This is a genomic window from Quadrisphaera setariae (genome assembly GCF_008041935.1).
GTDB lineage: Bacteria > Actinomycetota > Actinomycetes > Actinomycetales > Quadrisphaeraceae > Quadrisphaera > Quadrisphaera setariae.
The window spans coordinates 136,246-155,608 of record NZ_VKAC01000003.1 but is presented as its reverse complement, the minus strand read 5'-3'; the positions used below and the strand labels follow the sequence as shown (position 1 = coordinate 155,608).

General features: G+C 74.4%; 18 protein-coding genes. 13 read left to right on the top strand and 5 right to left on the bottom strand.

Annotated elements, in window-relative coordinates:
* Nucleotides 1-73 precede the first annotated feature (73 nt).
* The gene (locus FMM08_RS06060; protein WP_147925662.1) at nt 74-937 is read right to left on the bottom strand and encodes an amidohydrolase family protein; all 864 of its coding nucleotides are present in this window, start codon (nt 935-937) and stop codon (nt 74-76) included.
* Nucleotides 938-957: 20 nt separating this feature from the next.
* Entirely contained in the window at nt 958-1,896 is a 939-nt protein-coding gene (locus FMM08_RS06055; RefSeq protein WP_147925465.1) for an SDR family NAD(P)-dependent oxidoreductase, read from the bottom strand.
* A 112-nt stretch (nt 1,897-2,008) separates the two neighbouring features.
* Here FMM08_RS06055 and FMM08_RS06050 point away from each other — a divergent pair, with 112 nt between their 5' ends.
* The 12 genes from FMM08_RS06050 to FMM08_RS05995 all read left to right on the top strand — a co-directional run bounded on the left by FMM08_RS06050 (nt 2,009) and on the right by FMM08_RS05995 (nt 14,728).
* The gene (locus FMM08_RS06050) at nt 2,009-2,515 is read left to right on the top strand and encodes a MarR family winged helix-turn-helix transcriptional regulator (RefSeq protein ID WP_187279578.1); all 507 of its coding nucleotides are present in this window, start codon (nt 2,009-2,011) and stop codon (nt 2,513-2,515) included.
* Between the two features lie 26 nt (nt 2,516-2,541).
* A complete protein-coding gene (locus FMM08_RS06045; protein WP_222710468.1) occupies nt 2,542-3,264 on the top strand; it encodes an IclR family transcriptional regulator in 723 nt (240 codons plus the stop codon).
* Between the two features lie 48 nt (nt 3,265-3,312).
* A complete protein-coding gene (locus tag FMM08_RS06040) occupies nt 3,313-4,308 on the top strand; it encodes a PDR/VanB family oxidoreductase (protein ID WP_147925464.1) in 996 nt (331 codons plus the stop codon).
* Nucleotides 4,309-4,331: 23 nt separating this feature from the next.
* Complete coding sequence (locus FMM08_RS06035) at nt 4,332-5,564, top strand: cytochrome P450 (protein ID WP_147925463.1); 1,233 nt, start codon at nt 4,332-4,334, stop codon at nt 5,562-5,564.
* A gap of 25 nt (nt 5,565-5,589) precedes the next feature.
* Nucleotides 5,590-6,738 carry a 5-methyltetrahydropteroyltriglutamate--homocysteine S-methyltransferase gene (locus FMM08_RS06030; protein ID WP_147925462.1) on the top strand — a complete coding sequence of 383 codons (1,149 nt, stop codon included), beginning with the start codon at nt 5,590-5,592 and terminating at the stop codon, nt 6,736-6,738.
* A 73-nt stretch (nt 6,739-6,811) separates the two neighbouring features.
* Nucleotides 6,812-7,852 carry a LysR family transcriptional regulator gene (locus tag FMM08_RS06025; protein ID WP_222710467.1) on the top strand — a complete coding sequence of 347 codons (1,041 nt, stop codon included), beginning with the start codon at nt 6,812-6,814 and terminating at the stop codon, nt 7,850-7,852.
* A gap of 53 nt (nt 7,853-7,905) precedes the next feature.
* Nucleotides 7,906-9,207, top strand: a complete 1,302-nt coding sequence (locus FMM08_RS06020; RefSeq protein ID WP_147925461.1) for an MFS transporter — start codon at nt 7,906-7,908, stop codon at nt 9,205-9,207.
* 88 nt (nt 9,208-9,295) lie between these two features.
* Nucleotides 9,296-10,321 carry a VOC family protein gene (locus FMM08_RS06015; protein WP_147925460.1) on the top strand — a complete coding sequence of 342 codons (1,026 nt, stop codon included), beginning with the start codon at nt 9,296-9,298 and terminating at the stop codon, nt 10,319-10,321.
* Between the two features lie 33 nt (nt 10,322-10,354).
* Nucleotides 10,355-11,560: an alpha/beta hydrolase family protein gene (locus FMM08_RS06010; RefSeq protein ID WP_147925459.1), complete on the top strand. Its 1,206-nt coding sequence runs from the start codon at nt 10,355-10,357 to the stop codon at nt 11,558-11,560.
* Nucleotides 11,561-11,574: 14 nt separating this feature from the next.
* Complete coding sequence (locus tag FMM08_RS06005; protein WP_147925658.1) at nt 11,575-12,558, top strand: cyclase family protein; 984 nt, start codon at nt 11,575-11,577, stop codon at nt 12,556-12,558.
* A 35-nt stretch (nt 12,559-12,593) separates the two neighbouring features.
* Nucleotides 12,594-13,742 carry an FAD-dependent monooxygenase gene (locus FMM08_RS06000; protein WP_147925458.1) on the top strand — a complete coding sequence of 383 codons (1,149 nt, stop codon included), beginning with the start codon at nt 12,594-12,596 and terminating at the stop codon, nt 13,740-13,742.
* Nucleotides 13,739-14,728: a fumarylacetoacetate hydrolase family protein gene (locus tag FMM08_RS05995; RefSeq protein WP_147925457.1), complete on the top strand. Its 990-nt coding sequence runs from the start codon at nt 13,739-13,741 to the stop codon at nt 14,726-14,728. Before FMM08_RS06000 ends, FMM08_RS05995 begins: the two co-directional genes overlap by 4 nt.
* Before the next feature lie 41 nt (nt 14,729-14,769).
* Here FMM08_RS05995 and FMM08_RS05990 read toward each other — a convergent pair whose 3' ends face one another.
* The gene (locus tag FMM08_RS05990) at nt 14,770-15,789 is read right to left on the bottom strand and encodes an amidohydrolase family protein (protein WP_147925657.1); all 1,020 of its coding nucleotides are present in this window, start codon (nt 15,787-15,789) and stop codon (nt 14,770-14,772) included.
* Nucleotides 15,786-16,490, bottom strand: a complete 705-nt coding sequence (locus FMM08_RS05985) for a 4-carboxy-4-hydroxy-2-oxoadipate aldolase/oxaloacetate decarboxylase (protein ID WP_147925456.1) — start codon at nt 16,488-16,490, stop codon at nt 15,786-15,788. Before FMM08_RS05985 ends, FMM08_RS05990 begins: the two co-directional genes overlap by 4 nt.
* A gap of 238 nt (nt 16,491-16,728) precedes the next feature.
* Here FMM08_RS05985 and FMM08_RS05980 point away from each other — a divergent pair, with 238 nt between their 5' ends.
* Entirely contained in the window at nt 16,729-18,099 is a 1,371-nt protein-coding gene (locus FMM08_RS05980; RefSeq protein WP_147925455.1) for an aminomethyltransferase family protein, read from the top strand.
* 230 nt (nt 18,100-18,329) lie between these two features.
* Here the strand turns inward: FMM08_RS05980 and FMM08_RS05975 are convergent, their stop codons facing one another.
* Nucleotides 18,330-19,136 (bottom strand): SDR family NAD(P)-dependent oxidoreductase, encoded by an 807-nt coding sequence (locus tag FMM08_RS05975; protein WP_187279577.1) that lies wholly within the window; start codon nt 19,134-19,136, stop codon nt 18,330-18,332.
* Between the last annotated feature and the right edge of the window lie 227 nt (nt 19,137-19,363).

Below are 19,363 nucleotides of genomic sequence, written 5' to 3'. Positions count from 1 at the left end.
TGGCTGCGGGAGTGGTCTGGCGACGACGACGAGGGCGTCGTCGCTGAGGTGGGTCGGTGAGGGCGCTGCGCGCTCAGGCGAGGCCGAGCAGGCGGACGGCGTTGTCCTTGAGGATCTTGCTGCGGACCGGGCCGTCGATGCCCAGGCCCTCGAAGTCGCGCATCCACCGGTCGGGCGTGATGAGCGGGAAGTCCGAGCCGAACAGCACCTTGTCCTGCAGGAAGCTGCGGGCGGCGCGCACGAGCTGCTCGGGGAAGTACTTCGGCGACCACCCCGACAGGTCGATGAAGACGTTCGGCTTGTGCGTGGCGATGGAGATCGCCTCGTCCTGCCAGGGCACCGAGGGGTGCGCGAGGATGATCCGCAGGTCGGGGAAGTCCGCGGCGACGTCGTCCACCAGCATCGGGTTCGAGTACCGCAGCTTGAGCCCACCCCCGCCGGGCAGCCCGGCGCCGATGCCCGTCTGCCCCGAGTGGATGAGCACCGGCACGCCGAGGTCGGAGATCTCGGCCCACAACGGGCGCAGCTCGGGGTCGCTGGGGTCGAAGCCCTGCAGGGTCGGGTGCAGCTTGAAGCCGCGGGCGCCGTGGTCGCGCACGAAGCTGCGCGCCTCGGCCACGGCGGTCGCTCCGCGGCGCGGGTCCACGGACGCGAACGGGATGAGCACGTCGGCGTGGTCGGCCGCCGCATCGAGCAGCTCCGCCACCGGCACCCCGACCCGCCCCAGCTGCGTGCGCGCGTCGACGGTGAAGACCACGGCGGCGGTGCGGCGCTCGCGGTAGTGGTCGGCGATGGCCTGCAGGTCCCGGCCGACGCCGTCGCTGCGGAAGTACTTCGCTGCGGCGGCGGCGAACTCCTCGGGGAGGGCGGTCTCGCCGTGGCAGCCCTCCTCGACGTGCACGTGCACGTCGACGGCGTCGATCGCGTCGACGTCGATGCGAGCGGCGCTGCCGGTGGTCACGACGCCTGCGTGCTGCGGTCGAGCTCGGCGGGCAGCGCCGGGAACCGCTCCCCCACGGACTGGAGGTTCTCGCGGAGCTGCGCAGCGGCCACGTCAGCCACGGCGTCGGCGCTCCAGCCGCCGTCCTGCTCGAGGGTGAGCACGGGCTCCGGGTGGCTCCACAGCTGCAGGCGGTCACCACCGACACCGATGACCTGGCCGTTGATGCCCTCGGCCTGCGGGGAGGCCAGGTAGACGACCAGGCCCGCGACGTCGTCGGTGGTGCCGAAGCCGAGGTCCTTGCGGTAGAAGTCGGGCATCGGCCGGCCGGCGTCCTCGGCCTCGATGGCGGCGGCGAAGTAGGGGACGGTGCGCGTCATCGCGGTGGCCGCGACGGGCACGACGGCGTTGACGGTGGTGCCCGAGCGGCCCATCTCCAGGGCCCACGTGCGGACCATGCCGACGATGCCGGCCTTGGCGGCGGCGTAGTTGGTCTGGCCGAAGGTGCCGCGCTGGCCCGTGGGCGAGCCGATGGTGACGATGCGGCCGGCGGTGCCGGTCTCCTTGAAGTGGGCCCACGCCGCGCGGACGCACGTGAACGTGCCGCGCAGGTGCACGCCGATGACGGTGTCGAAGTCGTCGTCGGTCATCTTCAGCAGCGACCTGTCGCGCAGCACGCCCGCGTTGGTGACCAGCGCGTCCAGGCGACCGAAGGACTCCACGGCGGTGTCGACCAGCTGCTGCGCCGTCTCGGTGGGCCCGACGGGGGCGACGACGACGGCGGCGCGCCCGCCCGCGTCGCGGATCTCGGCGGCGGTGCGCTCGGCGGCCTCGGCGCTGACGTCGTTCACCACGACGGCGGCGCCGGCGGCGGCCAGGGCCTTGGCGTAGCTGGCGCCGAGGCCCGCGCCGCTCCCGGTGACGATGGCCACGCGGTCGGTCAGGGGGGTGTTCACGTCGTCCTCCGCACGTCGGTGTGCCGGTGTCCCGGTGGTGGACGACAGTACGGGCGATCGTTGAGAAATTCAACGGTTCTCTTCGCGGAGCTGCGCAGGGCAGGATCAGCGCGTGGTGGACGACGGGAGCCCAGCGGTGCCGGCGGAGCTGGCGGACCGGTTCGCGAGCGCCGCCCTGGCGCACGACGTGGAGTTCCTCGCCGTCAAGGCGTTCGCCGCCGGCACCCGGCGCCTCAACCACGCGCTGCGGCCGCTGGACCTGCGGGCGCGCTCCTACGCGCTGCTCGCCACGGCCTGCGAGCCGCACCCGCTGACGCAGCGCGAGCTCGCCACGCTGCTCGAGCTCGACCCGAGCCAGATCGTGGCGCTGGTCGACGAGCTGGTGGCGCGCGGTCTGGTGACGCGCGACACCGACGAGCGGGACCGGCGCCGCCGGCTCGTGCGGGCCTCAGCGGAAGGGCGGCGGGTGCACGCCGAGGCCGCCGCCCTCGCCGCGGCCGCCGAGGAGGCGTCCCTGGCGCCCCTGTCCCCCGACGAGCGGGAGGCCCTGCGCGCCCTGCTGCGCACGCTCGTCTTCGGCCCCCAGCCCTCCACGACGACGACGGCGGAGCGGGCCTGAGCGCTCCGGCCCCTCCCCCGGCGTCGGTGCTGGGCCGCGCGGTCCGCATCGTCGAGGCGTTCCGGCCGGGGGAGGACACCCTCGCGGTCACCGAGGTGGCCCGCCGGTCAGGGCTCCACCTGGCCACGACGTCGCGCATGGTCGGCCAGCTGGTCGACCTGGGCCTGCTGCGGCGCGAGCCCGACCGACGGGTGGGTCTGGGGATGCGCCTGTGGGAGCTGGGCTCGCGAGCCTCCCCCGCGCTCACCCTGCGCGAGGCGGCGATGCCCGTCATGGAGGACCTGCACGCCGTCGTCGGACACCACACGCAGCTGGGAGTGCTCGACGGTCGCGAGGTGCTCTTCCTCGAGCGGCTGTCAGCGCCGGACGCCGTCATCAACTACACGCGGATCGCGGGGCGCCTGCCGCTGCACGCGTCGTCGTCGGGTCTGGTGCTTCTCGCGCACGCGCCGCGCGAGCTGCAGGAGGAGGTGCTCGCCGGCCCGCTGCGCACCTTCACGCAGGCGACGATCGCCACGCCCCGAGCGCTGCGGGCCGCCCTCGACCGGGTCCGCCGGGAGGGCGCCGCCGTCTGCAGGGGGCACTTCCACCCGGATGCCTGCGGCGTCGCCGTGCCGGTGCGCTCAGCGAGCGGGGCCGTCGTGGCGGCGCTGTCGGTGATCGTCCCGAACGACGCCGATGCCCGCACGCACGTGACCGCGCTGCGCGCCGCCGCTCGTGGTGCCAGCCGCAGGCTGACCTCTCACTGAGCGAGAACCCGCTGTCGGCGCCGCGCGCGCCACCTCGACGCTCCAGGCATGACAGCGACGTCAGCCCCGCCGTCGACGCGGCGCACCGCCCTCCGCGTGGCCTCCAAGGACGCGGTGGCCGACGGCATCGTCGCCCTGACCCTCGTGGACCCCGCCGGCGGCCGCCTGCCCGACTGGACCCCCGGGTCCCACATCGACCTCGTGCTCCCCACCGGCGAGGGACGGCAGTACTCGCTGTGCGGCGACCGCTGGGACGCCCGCACCTACCGGGTCGCGGTGCGGCGCGAGGAGCCGCAGCTCGGGGGTCGAGGCGGCTCGTCGTGGGTGCACGACGTCCTCGCGGTCGGAGACCTCGTGGAGGTCGGCGGCCCCCGCAACCACTTCCACCTGCACCCGGCGGAGGACTACCTGTTCATCGCCGGTGGCATCGGCATCACGCCCCTGCTGCCCATGGTCGAGGCCGCCCGCCGGCTCGGGGCCCGGTGGCGGCTCGTCTGCGCCGGACGCACGCGCGCGTCGATGCCGTTCCTCGACGAGCTGGCAGAGCTGGCGGACAGCACCGCAGAGCAGGACGACGGCGAACGCCTCGTCGTCGTCGCCCGTGACGAGCGGGAGCGCCTCGACCTGGAGCCGCTGCTCGGCGGCCTCGACGCCCGCACCCGCGTCTACGCGTGCGGACCGGCGCCGCTGCTGGACGCAGTGGCCCGGCACTGCCCGCCCGGTCAGCTGCGCACCGAGCGCTTCTCGGCCGCGGAGCCCCCCGCCCCGGTGCGCGACGCCCCGTTCACCGTGGTGCTGCAGCGCAGCGGCGCGCAGGTGGAGGTGGCGCGCGACGTCAGCGTGCTCGAGGCGGTCAGGTCAGCCGGTGCCGCCGTCCTGTCGTCGTGTCGCGAGGGGACGTGCGGCACGTGCGAGACCGGTGTGCTCGCCGGCGTCCCGGACCACCGCGACTCCGTGCTCGACGAGGCCGAGCGCGAGCGGGGCGACTGCATGCTCCTGTGCGTCTCCCGCTCCCGCAGCGACCGCCTCGTGCTGGACCTGTGACGACGACGTCGAAGGAGCCTCCGATGACCACCCCGCCCCCTGCCCGCGCGCTCGACGACCTGCCGGCGCTCGACCTCGACCCCTTCGACCTCGACGTGCTGCGCGACCCGCTGCCCGGCCAGGCAGCGCTCCGCGAGGCCGGTCGCCTCGTGCGGCTGCCCCGCTGCGACGCGCTGGCCGTGGGGCGCTACGAGGACGTGCGGGCCGCGCTCGCGAACTGGCAGGACCTGGAGTCGTCCGCGGGGGTGGGCCTGTCGAACTTCCGCACCGAGCCGCCGTGGCGTCCGCCGTCGCTGCTGCTCGAAGCCGATCCGCCAGCGCACGACGCCCCCCGCAGCGTGCTGGCGCGGGTGCTCGGCCCGCGAGCGCTGCAGCGGCTGCGGGCGGGCTGGGCCGCGGATGCAGAACGCCTTCTCGGCGAGCTGCTGGACGGTCTCCCGGGCGGCGCTGCCGTGGAGGCGGACGGCGTGATCGATCTCGCCGCGGCGTTCCCGCTGCGCGTCTTCCCCGACGCCGTGGGCCTGCGCGCCGACGGCCGGGAGCACCTGCTGCCCTACGGCGACCACGCCTTCAACGCCTTCGCCGCCACCGACCACCCGCTGGTGGTGGCGGGCGCCGCGGGGATGGCCGAGCACGCGGCGTGGGTGGGTGAGCAGTGCCAGCGCGAGAACCTCGCGCCCACCGGGTTCGGCGCCGAGATCTGGGCCGCCGCCGACCGCGGAGAGCTGACCCCAGCACAGGCGCCGCTCGTGGTGCGCTCGCTGCTCACCGCCGGTGTCGACACGACGGTGCACGGCATCGGCGCGCTCCTGCACGCCCTCGCGGTGGCGCCCGGCGCGTGGGAGCAGCTGTGCGCCGACCCCTCGCTCGTGCGGGTGGCCTTCGACGAGGCGGTGCGCTGGTCCTCTCCGGTGCAGGCGTTCTTCCGCACCACCGCCCGGCCGGTGGAGCTCGGCGGCGTCGTCGTCCCCGCCGGGGTGAAGGTGCTCGTCTCCTTCGCCGCCGCCAACCGCGACCCGCGCCGCTGGGAGGCGCCGGACGCCTACGACCTGCACCGCGACCCGTCGGGGCACGTCGGCTTCGGGATGGGGATCCACCAGTGCGTGGGGCAGCACGTGGCGCGACTGGAGGCGGAGTCGCTGCTGCTCGCGCTCCTGGCGCGGGTGCGGCGGGTGGAGCTGGCCGGTGAGCCGGTGCGGCACCTGAACACCACGCTGCGCTCCTGGGAGTCGCTGCCCCTCCGCCTCGTCGTCTGAGAGCTGCGCTCGGCAGACTGGGGCGATGACGTCGAGCACCGCCGCCCCGTCCGACACCGCGGTCGTCCCCTTCCACGCCGACCACGTCGGCAGCCTGCTGCGCCCGCCCGCGCTGCGGCGGGCCCGGGAGCAGCGCGCCGCCGGCGAGATCACCGCCGAGCAGCTGGCCGAGGTGGAGGACACCGCCATCCGCGACGTCGTGCGCCGCCAGGCCGACCTGGGGCTGCGCGTGGTCACCGACGGTGAGCTGCGCCGCCACTACTGGCACGAGGACTTCATCCTCTCCCTCGGCGGGATCGAGGTGAAGGAGGCGTTCACGAGGCAGTTCCACACCCTGGACGGCGAGCCCGTCGACGTCCCGCTGACCCGTGTGAAGGCCACCGCGCCGGTGCACCTGGAGCACACAGTCTTCGCCGACCACCTGGCGTTCCTCCAGCAGGCCGCCGCTGAGGTGGGCGAGGGCCAGACCCCCAAGCTGACGATGCCCTCCCCCAACCAGGTGCACAACACCTTCATCCCCCTCGACGGCACCGAGGCCTACGGCGAGGGCGGCCCGGGCACGGAGGCCGACGCGAGGCTGCGCGCCGACATCGCCGCCGCGTACGCCGAGCAGCTGCGCCGTCTGCACGCCCAGGGCCTGCGGTACGCCCAGCTCGACGACGTCTCCCTGACCTTCTTCGGGGACCCCAAGGGCGCGGGGCTCGCGGAGAGCCGGCTACCGGCGTTCATCGACCTGTTCAACACGGCCATCGCCGACCGCCCGACAGACCTCAAGGTCGCCACGCACCTGTGCCGCGGCAACTACCGCTCCTCGTGGGCGCAGACCGGCGGCTACGAGCAGATCGCCGACACGCTGTTCAACTCCCTCGGCGTGGACGGCTACTTCCTGGAGTTCGACGACGAGCGGTCGGGCTCCCTCGACGTCCTGCGCTTCCTGCCGCCGGGCAAGCGCGTGGTGCTGGGCCTGGTCACCACCAAGGTGCCGGCCCTGGAGGACGAGGACGCCCTGGTGCGCCGCATCGAGGAGGCCGCGACCTTCGCGCCGCTGGAGCAGCTGGCCCTCAGCGGGCAGTGCGGGTTCTCCTCCACCGAGGAGGGCAACGACCTCACCGAGGACGAGCAGTGGCGCAAGCTCGAGCTCATCGTGCGGGTGGCCCAGCGCGTCTGGGGCTGACCCCCGCGTCCGGGCGGGTGGTCAGCGCCCGGAGGCTGCGACCTCCGGGCGCGCCCCTGCCAGGATGCGCCACGTGCCACCGGTGAAGCTGGCGAGCCTCGACCTCAACCTGCTGCTCGCGCTCGACGCGCTGCTGCAGCACAACAGCGTCACGCGGGCGGCCGAGGCGATGGGCCTGTCGCAGCCCGCGCTCTCGGCGTCCCTGTCCCGGCTGCGCCGGCACTTCGACGACCCGCTCCTCGTGCGGGTCGGCAACGGCAGCCAGCTCTCGCCGCTGGCGGTGCAGCTGCGCGAGCGCGTGCGGATCGCCCTGGCGAGCGTCGAGCACGCCTTCAGCGCCGAGCCGGACTTCTCCCCCGCCTCTCGGGTGCGCGACGTCTCGGTGCTGACCAGCGACTACGCCACCGAGGTGCTGGGAGGCCGGGTGGCGGCGCAGCTGTCGAGCCAGGCACCGCGGATGCGCCTGCGCTTCGCCACCAACGTCCCCCTGCTGGTGGAGGACGCCGAGCGGGTGCTGGCCCGGAACGACTTCATGGTCATGCCGCACGGGACCCTGGTCGACCTGCCCCACGTCGACCTGTTCCGCGACTCCTGGGTGGTCCTCGTCGCGGAGGACAACACGGCCGTCGGCGAGCGGCTCGAGCCGCGCCACCTCCAGGAGCTGCCGTGGGTCGCGACCTACCACGGCGCCCACGCCTCCACCCCCGCCGCGCGGGAGCTGCGGACGCAGGGGCTGGAGCCGCAGGTGCAGGTGGTGGTCGAGCACTTCCTCACCGTGCCGGCCCTGGTGGCCGGCAGCGGCCGCATCGGCCTGCTGCAGCGGCGCCTGGCGGCCCGGCTGCCCGCCGGCTCAGGCGTGCGCGTGCTGGAGCCGCCCGTGGCGCTGAGCCCGCTCGTCGAGGCGATGTGGTGGCACCCGGCGTTCACCCGGGACGTCGAGCACACCTGGCTGCGCCACCTCGTGCGCCGCGCCGCCCGGTCGCTCGACGACGACGACGGCGACGGGCCGGCTGCGCCGGACGGCGCGGACGGCTCGGACGGCGCGGACCAGGGCATCGACGCCGCTGATGGCCGGCATCAGCAACCGGGCATGGCCTCAGCGCGCACTTCCTGAACACACTCGAAGGCCTCCGGCCGCGACGACGCGGCCCGCGCGAGGAGGCACCGGTGCCGCTCTCACGACCCGTCCCCACCCGGCAGGACCGGGGGGCAGGACCCGCTCCCGCCGTCCCAGGCAGCGCCCCGGCCGCCGCTCCTCGAGCCGGCGCCCTCCAGGGCACGGCGCTGCTGGCGCTGTCGTGCCTGTCCGTGCTGGGAGCCGTGCTCATCGCCCCGGTCCAGCCGGCGATCGTCGCGTCGTTCCCCGACCAGCCGGGCGTCGACGTGCTGGTGCCGATGTCGCTGACGGTGCCGGCGCTGCTCATCGCCGTGGTGGCGCCGTTCGCCGGTCGCCTCGTCGACCGGGTGGGCCGAGTGCGGCTGCTGGTCGTGTCGCTGGTGCTCTACTCCCTGTTCGGCACCGCCCCGCTGTGGCTCGACGCGCTGCCGGCGATCGTGGCCAGCCGCGCCCTCGTCGGCGTCGCCGAGGCCGGGATCATGGTCGCGGTGGTCACGCTCATCGGTGACCTCTTCGACGGGGTCCGTCGCACCCAGCTGTTCGGCCTGCAGTCGGTGGCCACCTCCGCCTCCGCGGTGGTGTTCATCGGAGCGGGTGGCGCACTCGGCGCCACCTCGTGGCGGGCGCCCTTCTGGCTCTACGCGGTCGGCCTGCTCGCCGCCGTCGTCACGCCCCTGGTGCTGCGGGAGCCGGCCTCCGTCGAGCGCGCCCTGACCGGTCCCGGCGGCAGCGGTCTCGCAGGAGCGGTGGCCCCGCTGGACCTGCGCTCGCTGCGGTGGCCGCTGCTGGTGACCTTCGTGGGCGGGATCATCTTCTACACGCCCCTGGTGCAGCTGTCGTTCGCCCTGGACAGCATCGGGGTGACCTCCACCGCTGTGATCGGGGCGGTCAGCGCCGCGGCTGCCGTCGCCACGTGCGCAGCAGCGGCGAGCTTCTCCCGCTGGGGTGCCCGCCGGGGTGCCGGGGAGCGCACGCTGCTGCCGCTCGCCCTGGCGCTCGCTGGCGCAGGCCTGGTGGTCATCGCCCTCGCGTCGTCCGTGCCCGTCATGCTCGTGGGGGCCGTGGTCTGCTCGGCGGGCACGGGCCTGCTGCTGCCGACGGTGCTGGCCTGGACGCTCGGCGACGTCCCCCTGGAGCAGCGCGGCCGCGCGACGGGCCTGTGGACCAGCTGCCTCTTCATCGGCCAGTTCCTCAACCCGCTGGTGGTGCAGGCCCTGCACTCCGCGCTCAGCGAGCTGGCCGCCGCCCTCGCCGTCGTCGCCGTGCTCTCCCTGGCCCTGGCGGCGTTCGTCGTCGCCGTCACCCGGGACCGCACGGTCCGCGGGGTGGCCGCAGGGCATCAGCCTCGCTGATGTGACGCATCACCAGGTTCACCTTCCCTGATGACCGCGTCAGGTCCAGGCTCGTCCTGACGCCCCCTCACCGCCGAGAGGATCGATGATGATCAAGCTGCTCGCCCACCTCGCCCACCTCGAGGTCGCCTCGCCCGACGTGGAGGCCTCCGCCGCCTTCTACGAGGCCGCCTTCGGGCTGCGGGTCGTCGACCGCGACGCCGACGGCTCCGTCTACCTGCGCTGCTGGGGCGACTACCACCCCTACAGCCTCGTCGTCTCCCACGGCGCCGAGCCGGCCCTGGTGACCATGGCGTGGCGCACCACCTCCCCGGAGGCGCTCGACGAGGCCGGGCGCCGCGTGGAGGCCAAGGGCGTCAGCGGGACGTGGAGCGACGGCCGCCAGGGCCACGGGCGCTCCTACCGCTTCACCGGTCCGTGGGGCCACACCATGGAGCTGTACTACGACGTCCCCCGCCACAGCGCCCCGGAGGAGCTGCGGTCCGTCTTCCCCGACCGCCCCGAGAAGCGCTCCTCGCACGCAGCGGCGCCGCGCTTCCTCGACCACGTCACCATCGCCGCCAGCGACGTGCGGGGCTTCTGCGCCTGGTACTCCGAGGTGCTCGGGTTCCGCACCATGGCCTTCACCGACCTCGACAACGCCCCGGTGACCGTCTTCGGGGTGATCACCACCAACGAGAAGTCGCACGACCTCGGCGTGGTCCTCGACTCCTCCACGCGCGGCGGGCGCGTCAACCACATCGCCTTCTGGACCGACTCCCACCAGGAGCTGCTCGTCGCGGCCGACGTCCTCATGGAGAACGGCGCCCGCATCGAGTACGGCCCGTCCATCCACGGCATCGGCGAGCAGACGTACCTGTACTTCCGCGAGCCCAGCGGCCTGCGGATCGAGCTCAACACCGGCGGCTACCGCAACTACGTGCCCGACTGGGTGCCGCACACGTGGACGCCGTCGGAGGGCTCGAACAGCATCTACCGCAACTCCGTGATGCCGATGAGCATGACCGAGTCCTTCCCGCCGGACCCCGGCCGCCCCACCGCCACCGAGGAGGGCGTGCTCCCGGGCACCGAAGAGGCGCTGCTGAACCCCTATGCCGTGCACGGCCAGGGCTGAGAGCGCACGAGGACGCAGGAAGGAGACAGCACCGTGTTCGCCTACTTCCCGCCGGACCTGCCCGGCGGCTACGTCTGGAACCTCGCCGTCAACCTGGCGCTGGCCATGGGCGCGCCGATCGGCGAGGTCGACGCCGCCTGCCGTCCGCTGCTCGCCGCCGCCCAGCGCGGCGAGAAGCCCACCCCACCGGACCTGCTGGCGGCGCTGGAGGCGCGGGGTGACGTGCTCGTCGAGCTCGCCGCAGAGGACGAGGCCGCCGGCCGCGCCCTCTCGGCCGGCGCCAAGCTCGACCGCGCCGCCGACCTCTTCATCACCGCCGAGCGGCTGCAGCCGGCGGGCCCCGGCCCCCGGCAGGCCCTGTACGCGAAGTTCCTGCGGGTCTTCGCCCGCGGCCTGGACCTCTCCCGCGACCCGGCCGTGCGCGTGGAGGTCCCCTACCGCGACGCTCACCTCTCGGCGATCTGGCGCTCCGCGCTCGACGCCGACGGCAGGCCGCTCACCGGCCCGGTCCCGCTGCTGGTGCTGCTCAACGGCCTCGACTCCACCAAGGAGATGCTCTACCGCACCGGCCCGGTGGAGAAGCTCGCGCGCCGAGGCGTGGCCACCCTCAGCCTCGACCAGCCGGGCACCGGTGAGGCGCTGCGCCTGCACGGGATGCCCGCTGTCCCCGAGGCCGAGCAGTGGGCGAGCGTCGTCCTCGACCACCTCGTCGCCGACCCGGCGACGCTCGACCTGCCCCAGCGCCCCGATGCCGAGCGCATCGGTGTGGCCGGGGTCAGCCTGGGCGGGTACTACGCCCCGCGTGCCGTCGCGAAGGACCCCCGCTGGGCGCTCGGCGTCTCCTGGGGCGCCAACCACGACTGGCGCGCCGTGCAGCAGGCCCGCCGCGCCGAGCAGGGCGAGCGGCCGGTGCCGCACTACTGGGACCACGTGCAGTGGGTCTTCGGCGTCGACGACATCGACTCCTTCTTCGAGGTCGCCGAGCGCATGCACCTCGACGGCGTGCTCGACGGGATCCGGGTCCCCTTCCTCGTCACGCACGGGCAGCACGACAGGCAGATCCCGCTGGAGATGGCGCACCGCACCTACGACGCGCTGGTCGGCAGCCCTGACCGCGAGCTCGTCGTCTTCACCGACCGCACCGGGGGCACGGCGCACTCCAGCGTCGACAACGGCGACGTCGCCACCGACCTCATCGCCGACTGGGTGGCCGAGCGGATCGGCGGGACCACGAAGTGACCCCGCCGGTCGAGCTGGACCGCTCCGACCCCGAGGGCGCCATCGCCGCGGCGGCGCAGCGGTGCTCCAACTGGGGCCGGTGGGGCGACGACGACGTGCGCGGGACCCTCAACCACCTCGACGACGACGCACGCGTGCGGGCCGCCGCGTCCGTGGTGGACGGGCGCTCCTTCTCGCTGTCCCTGCGCTTCGAGACCGACGGACCCCAGAAGGGGTGGCGGCGCCGCTTCAACCCGGTCCACACGATGACCGACACGGGCACCGACGCCGAGGCGGGCGTGCAGGGCTTCCCCCACGGCATCGGCGGCGCTGACGACGTCATCGCCATGCCGCTGCAGTGCGCCACGCAGTGGGACGGCCTGGGCCACATCTTCGACCGGGGCCGCGCCTGGAACGGCCGCCGCGCCGGCCAGGTGGTGACCGCCGCCGGTGACCAGGTCACCGGCATCGAGACGGTCGCTGACGGGTTCGCGGGGCGTGGGGTGCTGCTCGACGTGGGGCGGCACCTCGGAGCGGGACTGGGCACGCCCGGTGAGCTGCCCGACGGCTTCGCCGTCACCGCCGACCACCTCGAGGCCACCGCCTCCGCGCAGGGCGTCACCGTGCAGCGCGGCGACGTGCTGGTGGTCCGCACCGGCCAGCTCACCCGCGCCCGGCGCAGCACCGCGGCGGGCACGGGCTGGGGCGACTACGCCGGCGGTCCCGCTCCGGGCCTGTCGTTCACCACGGCCGACTGGTTGCACGGCTCGGAGATCGCCGCCGTCGCCACGGACACGTGGGGCTTCGAGGTGAGGCCCAACGAGTTCGACGACGCCTTCCAGCCCCTCCACCAGATCGCCATCCCGCGGATCGGGCTGTTCCTGGGCGAGATGTGGGACCCGGACGCGCTGGCCGAGCACTGCGCGCGCACCGGGCGGTGGAGCTTCCTGCTGGTCGCCGCGCCGCTGCCCGTCACCGGTGCCGTCGGCTCCCCGGTCAACCCCATCGCCATCACCTGACCCTCCCCCTCACCGCAGAGAAGGAGCGAGCGACGATGCCCGCAGTCTCCACAGCCCTCGTCATCGGGAGCGGCGCCTCCGGGTGCGCCGCGGCGGTCCTGCTCGCGCAGGCCGGCGTCGCCGTCGACCTCGTCGAGGCACGACCCGCGCCGTCCACCACCGGCTCCGGCATCACGCTGCAGGGCAACGCGCTGCGCGTGCTGCGCTCGCTGGGGGTGTGGCCGCAGGTGCGGGCGTCCGGGTACGCCTTCGACTCCCTCGGCATCCGCCTGCCCGACCCGAGCGCCACGCTGGTGGCCGAGCTGCCCGACGTCCACACCGGCGGCCCCGACCTCCCGGGCACGGTCGGCATGTCCCGGCCCGAGCTGGCCGCGGTGCTCGTGGCCCGCGCGCGGGAGGTGGGCGTCGCGCTGCACTGGTCCACCGCACCGGTGGCCCTGGAGCCCGACGACGACGGCGTCGACGTGCAGCTGGCGGGCCCGGAGGGCACCACCGGGAAGCGCTACGACGTGGTGGTGGGCGCCGACGGCATCCACTCCTGGACGCGTCGGGCCATCGGCGTCGACACCGAGCCCCGCCCGGTGGGCATGGGCATCTGGCGCGTCCACGCCGCCCGCCCCGTCGACGTCGTCCGCACCGACCTCGTCTACGGGGGCCGCTGCCACATCGCCGGCTACTGCCCCACCAGCGAGGACTCGCTCTACGCCTACCTCGTGGAGGACGCGCAGGACCGCTCCGGGCTGTCGCGGGAGGAGCAGCTGGCGGTCTTCCGCGACCTGGCCTCGAGCTACCACGGCCCGTGGGACGCCATCCGCGCCGGCCTCACCGACGAGACCCCCGTCAACTACGCGCGCTTCGAGACGCACCTCGTGGACGGGCCGTGGAACCGCGGCCGGGTGGTGCTCGTGGGTGATGCCGCCCACTCCTGCCCCCCGACCATCGCACAGGGCGCCGCGCTGGCCCTCGAGGACGCCGCCGTGCTCGCCGAGCTGCTCACCACCCGGGAGGCGGCGGACGACGCTCTGTGGGCCGCCTACACCGAGCGCCGCCTCGAGCGGGTGCGGACGGTGGTGGACAGCAGCGTGCAGATCGCCCGGTGGATGCTCGACCACACGAACCGCGAGGAGGCTGACGTCGCTGGCGTCGCCGGGCGCGTCTTCGAGCTCGTGACGGCACCGGCATGAGGCTCGCCAGGTACGAGCACGACGGACGCGAGCTCAGCGGGGTGGTGCTGGGCGACGACGGCGACGAGCGCGTGCACGCCCTGCCCGGTGGAGCGTCCGTGCTGGACCTCGTGGTCGCGGGGCTGCCCGCGGCGAGGGACGCCGGCGACGAGGCCGCAAGGGAACCGTCCGTCCCGGTGGCGGACGTGCGGCTGCTGCCGCCCGTCACCGCGCCGTCCGTGCGCGACTTCGTCACCTTCGAGGAGCACGTCGAGGGCATGGTGCGGGGCGGCTCCCCGGACGCCCAGGTGGGTGCGGCCTGGTACGAGGCGCCGACCTTCTACTTCACCAACCCCCACGGCCTCGTCGGCGCCCACGACGACGTGCCGGTGCCTCCGGGAACCTCCCAGCTCGACTTCGAGCTGGAGGTCGCCTGCGTGGTCGGCCGCGCCGGGCGCGACCTGTCCCTGCCGCAGGCGCGGGAGGCGGTCTTCGGCTACGCGCTCTTCAACGACTGGTCCGCGCGCGACCTCCAGCGGCGCGAGATGGCGGTCGGCCTGGGCCCGTGCAAGGGCAAGGACTCCGCCACCACGCTCGGGCCCTGGCTGGTCACCGCTGACGAGCTGGAGCACCTGCGCGACGGGGAGGGCTTCCTGGCGCTGGAGCTGGTGGCGCAGGTCAACGGCGAAGAGGTGGGCCGCGACCTGCTCTCCAACGCGTCGTGGACCTTCGAGGAGATGCTCGTGTACGCCTCCCGCGGCACCTGGGTGCGCCCCGGAGACGTGCTCGGCTCGGGGACGTGCGGCAACGGTGGCTGCCTGGCCGAGCTCTGGGGACACCGGGGCCGGCAGGACCCGCCCCCGCTCGTGCCCGGCGACGTGGTGCGGCTCAGCGCCGAGGGCCTCGGCGCCGTGGAGAACCGCGTCGTGGCGGGGCCGGCGCTGTCCGACCTCCCCGCGGTGGGCCCGGCCCGGCGCCGCTCCCGCGAGCGCCACCGGAGGGCCTGACCGGGCGACCTGACCGGGCGGCCGGGCGGTGGCGTGCTGCGTCAGCGCCCGGCCGCCCGCAGGTGCTGGTCGAGGCGGGGGTAGATCCGGCGGGCGTTGTGCTCGTACACGTCGGCGCGCCGCTCGTCGCTGAGACGGGCCGCGTCGACGTAGCGCTTGGTGTCGTCGAAGTGGTGTCCCGTCCTCGGGTCGACGCCCCGCACCGCGCCGACCACCTCCGAGCCGAACAGGACGTTGGCCGTGGGCACCACGTCGAGCAGGAGGTCGACCCCGGCCTGGTGGTAGACGCAGGTGTCGAAGAAGACGTTGCCCAGCAGCGCCTCCTCCACCGGCGGACGGCCGAGCATGTCGGCGAGGCCGCGGAAGCGCCCCCAGTGGTACGGCACCGCTCCCCCGCCGTGCGGGATGACGACCCGCAGCGAGGGGAAGTCGCGGAACAGGTCCGCCTGCAGCAGCTGCATGAACACCGTGGTGTCGGCGTTGAGGTAGTGCGAGCCGGTGGCGTGCAGCGCGGGGCTGGTCACCGCCGAGACGTGCACCATCGCGGGCACGTCGAGCTCGCACAGCACCTCGTACAGCGGGTACCAGGACCGGTCGCCCAGCGGCGGCGAGGTCCACGCGCCGCCGCTGGGGTCGGGGTTGAGGTTCGCGCCGACGAAGCCCAGCTCCTCCACGCAGCGCCGCAGCTCGGCCACCGAGGCCGACGGGGGCGAGGCCGGCGACTGCGGCAGCTGGCACACCCCGGCGAAGCGCCCGGGGAACATCGCGGCCACGCGGGCGACCAGGTCGTTGCAGACCTCGCTCCAGGCGCGGCTGGTGGTCTCGTCGCCGAGGTGGTGACCCATCGTCGAGGCGCGCGGCGAGAAGAGCGTGAGGTCGACGCCGCGCTCGTCCATGAGGCGCAGCTGGCTGCCCTCCACGGCGCGGCGGACGTCGTCGTCGGGCACGTGCGGGTAGGGCGCGGGCCGGTCCCCCGCCTCGCAGGCCCGGAGCAGCTCCCCGTGCCAGTCCGCGTGCGCCTGCGGGGCGGTGGTGAAGTGCCCGTGGCAGTCGATGATCACTGCTGCCGGAGCCACTCGTCGTGGGTGACGTACTCGATCCCGAGGTCGGCGACCTTGCCGCGCATGCCGTAGACGTCCAGGCCGAGACGTCCCTCCTGGAAGGCCCTGCGGTTGGTCGCCTCCTTCTCCTCGCGGGCCGCTGCCGCGGCGAGCACGGCGGCCACGTCGCCGCGAGGGACGACGACGACGCCGTCGTCGTCGCCGACCACCACGTCACCGGGGTGCACGACCTGCCCGCCGAGGACGACGGGCACGTTCACCGAGCCGGGCGTCGCCTTGACCGTGCCCTGGGCGCTGACGGCGCGCGACCACGCGGGGAAGCCCATCTGCTGCAGCTCGGCGACGTCGCGGACGCCGGTGTCGAGCACCACGCCCCGCACGCCGCGCCGCGCCAGCGCGGTGGCGAACAGCTCGCCGAAGAGCCCGTCGACCGACGGCGAGGTGGTGGCCACCACGAGCACGTCACCCTCGCGGCACTGCTCGACGGCCACGTGGATCATGAGGTTGTCGCCGGGCCAGCACAGAGCCGTGACGGCCGTCCCGCCGATCCGGGCGCCCGGCCACGCGGGGCGGTGCTGCGGGCCGAGGTAGCCGCGGCGCCCCTGCGCCTCGTGCACGGTGGCCGTGCCGAAGCGCCCCAGCCCGGCGGCGTCCTCGACGTCGGCGCGCGGCGGGTCCGTGACCACGACCGTCCTCGTCATGCGTGCACCTCTCCTGCGCTGCTCGGCAGCTGGTCGCCAGCGGGCGCCGGGGCAGCGCCGCCCACGGCCGACCGTAGGCCCCGGCACCACCTCCGCGCGTGCGTCATCCGTCGCGGTGGGGACGGGCGAGCACGTCGCGTCGTCGTCGTCATCCGCGGGTTCTCGGGGCGCGGCGCCGCTCCGTACCGTCCGCAGCACCCCTGGGACGGCTCCCTCCACCGACGAAAGGACGCCGACCATGACCCGCGAGACCTCCGAGACCGTCGAGGCGGCTCTGGCCCGCACCGGCAGCCCCGTGCACCTCCTGCGCGACCTCCAGAGCCGCGCCACCACCTTCCCCGTGCAGCCCGAGTTCACCAACTGGCGCTCCGAGCAGCACGCCTGGGCCACCACGTGCGCGCTGCTCGACCAGTCGCACCACATGACCGACCTGTTCATCTCGGGGCCCGACGCGGAGCGCCTCCTCAGCGACCTCGCCGTCAACTCCTTCACCGGCTTCGGCGTGGGGAAGGCCAAGCAGTTCATCGCCGTCAGCCCCGAGGGCCTGCTCATCGGCGACGCCATCCTCTTCCACCTCGAGGAAGACCTCTACGACCTGGTGGGGCACCCCTTCGTGCTCGACTGGGTCCAGTTCCACCTCGAGCGCGGGGGCTACGACGCCACCACCCGGCGCGATGACAACTCCGCCGTGCGCACCTCCGGCCCGCCGGCGCTGTACCGCTACGAGCTGCAGGGTCCCACCGCGCTCGCCGTGGTGGAGGCCGCCAGCGGCGCCCCCGTGCCCGAGGTGAAGTTCTTCGGCACCACGCAGCTGACCATCGACGGGCACCGCGTCACCGCCCTGCGGCACGGCATGGCCGGCCAGCCCGGCTTCGAGCTGTTCGGACCCTGGCCCGACGGCGAGGCCGTCCTCGCAGCACTGCTGCGAGCCGGCGAGGCGCACGGCCTGGTGCGCGCCGGGGCGAAGGCGTACTCGACGTCGAACCTCGAGTCGGGCTGGGTGCCGGCGCCGTTCCCGGCGATCTTCTCCGACCACCCGCTCATGGCCGAGTACCGGGCGTGGCTGCCCGCGGCGAAGCTCGGGTCGCTCGGGGGCAGCTTCTCCTCCGACGACGTGGCCGCCTACTCCCTCGACCCGTTCGAGGTCGGCTACGGGCGCAGCGTCAAGCTCGACCACGACTTCATCGGCCGCGAGGCGCTGGAGCGCCGAGCGGCCAGCACCACCCGGACGAAGGTGACGCTGGTCTGGGACGACGGCGACGTCGCCGACGCCATCGGGTCGCTGTTCCGCCCCGGACCGGGCGCGAAGCACGTCGAGCTGCCGAAGGCGCGGTACGCCACCCACCACGTCGACGCGGTGCTCCGCGACGGCGCCCCCGTCGGCCTCTCCCTCGACTGCGGGTACCTCGCCAACGAGCGGGCGTTCGTGAGCCTGGCGGTCGTCGACGCCGAGCACGCCGAGCCGGGCACCCGCGTCGAGGTCCTGTGGGGCGAGTCGCCGAACTCGACCAAGCCGCAGGTGGAGCCGCACGAGCAGCGGACTGTCCGCGCGACCGTGGCGCCGGTGCCGTTCGTGCAGTTCGCGCGGGAGAGCTACCGCTCTCGCTGACCCCACCTCGCCCGTGATCATGGGCTTCCGAAGCACTCTCCGTCCGTGATCATGGACTTCCCGAACACCTCCGGGCTCTGCAGCGCCACGAGCACGAGCCGTCAGCGCTCGGGACGCCCATGATCACGAGGTGGAGGTGCTCGGGAGGCCCATGATCACGGAGAGGGGGCGCGACGCAGGCCCCCACCACCCACGGCCGGACGCCGGTGCGCGGGAGCCTGCCGCCGCGATCAGTACGCGGCGTGGGAGAGGTCGAGAGCCCCGCCGTCCACCAGCAGCACCGCACCGGTGACGAACGACGACGCCGCAGAGGCCAGGAACAGCACCGGCCCGCGGATCTCGTCGGCCAGGCCCATCCGGCCGAGGGGGATGGTGTCGACCCACAGCTGCTCGAGCTCGGGGGTCAGCACGGCGTCACCGCCGATGCGCGTGCCCTTGATGGGACCCGGCGCCAGCGCGTTGACGCGGATGCCGCGGGGCGCGAGCTCGAGGGCCAGCTGGCGGACGAGGTTGACCTGAGCCGCCTTGGTGGCCGTGTAGCCGTACCCGACGAAGGGGTCCGAGCGGAGCCCCGCCGTGGAAGACGTGACGATGATCCGCCCGCCGTCACCCATGACCCGCGAGGCCTCGCGCAGCGTGTTGAACGTCGACGTGAGGTTGTTCGCCAGGGTCGACTGCCACTCGGCGTCGGAGACAGCGGCGATCCGCCCTTCCTCCGTGCGGTAGCTCGGCCCGCCCGCCACCCCCGCGTTGGCCATGACGACGTCGAGCCGACCGCGCTCGGCCACGACCCCGTCCACGGCAGCACGCACCCACGCCGGGTCAGACGCGTCGCCGACGACGGCGCTGGCGGAGCCTCCGGCCGCAGCGATCCCCTCGGCGACGGCACGGGTGCGCTCGGCGTGGCGCCCGTGGACCACGACGTGCGCGCCGGCGAGCGCCAGCCCCTCGGCGGCGGCCTGGCCCAGCCCGGACGAGGAACCCGTCACGAGCGCCACCTGGCCCGACAGGTCGAAGAGGTGCGTCAGGTCGTCCACGGAGATCGGTCCTCTCGGAGGTCTGGCGGTGTACCGGGCTGCCGGGCTGTCGGCTCCGCCGGACCGCGCGGTGCCAGGTCCCGGCGCGGTGCCAGGTCGTGGAAGCCGGATCATCAGGCCTCCACGGCCTGACACAGCTGGGCGGCCAGACACCGCTGGTGGCCAGCGCCCATGATCACGGCCGAGACTGCACGGGAAGCCCATGATCACGGACGGGGTCCGGCGAC

Excerpts from the sequence above, each read along its gene's own strand:
- FMM08_RS05980 (WP_147925455.1), top strand. The coding sequence starts at position 16,729 with ATGACCCGCGAGACCTCCGAGACCGTCGAGGCGGCTCTGGCCCGCACC.
- FMM08_RS05995 (WP_147925457.1), top strand. The coding sequence starts at position 13,739 with ATGAGGCTCGCCAGGTACGAGCACGACGGACGCGAGCTCAGCGGGGTG.
- FMM08_RS06030 (WP_147925462.1), top strand. The coding sequence starts at position 5,590 with ATGACGTCGAGCACCGCCGCCCCGTCCGACACCGCGGTCGTCCCCTTC.
- FMM08_RS06015 (WP_147925460.1), top strand. The coding sequence starts at position 9,296 with ATGATCAAGCTGCTCGCCCACCTCGCCCACCTCGAGGTCGCCTCGCCC.
- FMM08_RS06000 (WP_147925458.1), top strand. The coding sequence starts at position 12,594 with ATGCCCGCAGTCTCCACAGCCCTCGTCATCGGGAGCGGCGCCTCCGGG.
- FMM08_RS06035 (WP_147925463.1), top strand. The coding sequence starts at position 4,332 with ATGACCACCCCGCCCCCTGCCCGCGCGCTCGACGACCTGCCGGCGCTC.
- FMM08_RS06040 (WP_147925464.1), top strand. The coding sequence starts at position 3,313 with ATGACAGCGACGTCAGCCCCGCCGTCGACGCGGCGCACCGCCCTCCGC.
- FMM08_RS05985 (WP_147925456.1), bottom strand. The coding sequence starts at position 16,490 with ATGACGAGGACGGTCGTGGTCACGGACCCGCCGCGCGCCGACGTCGAG.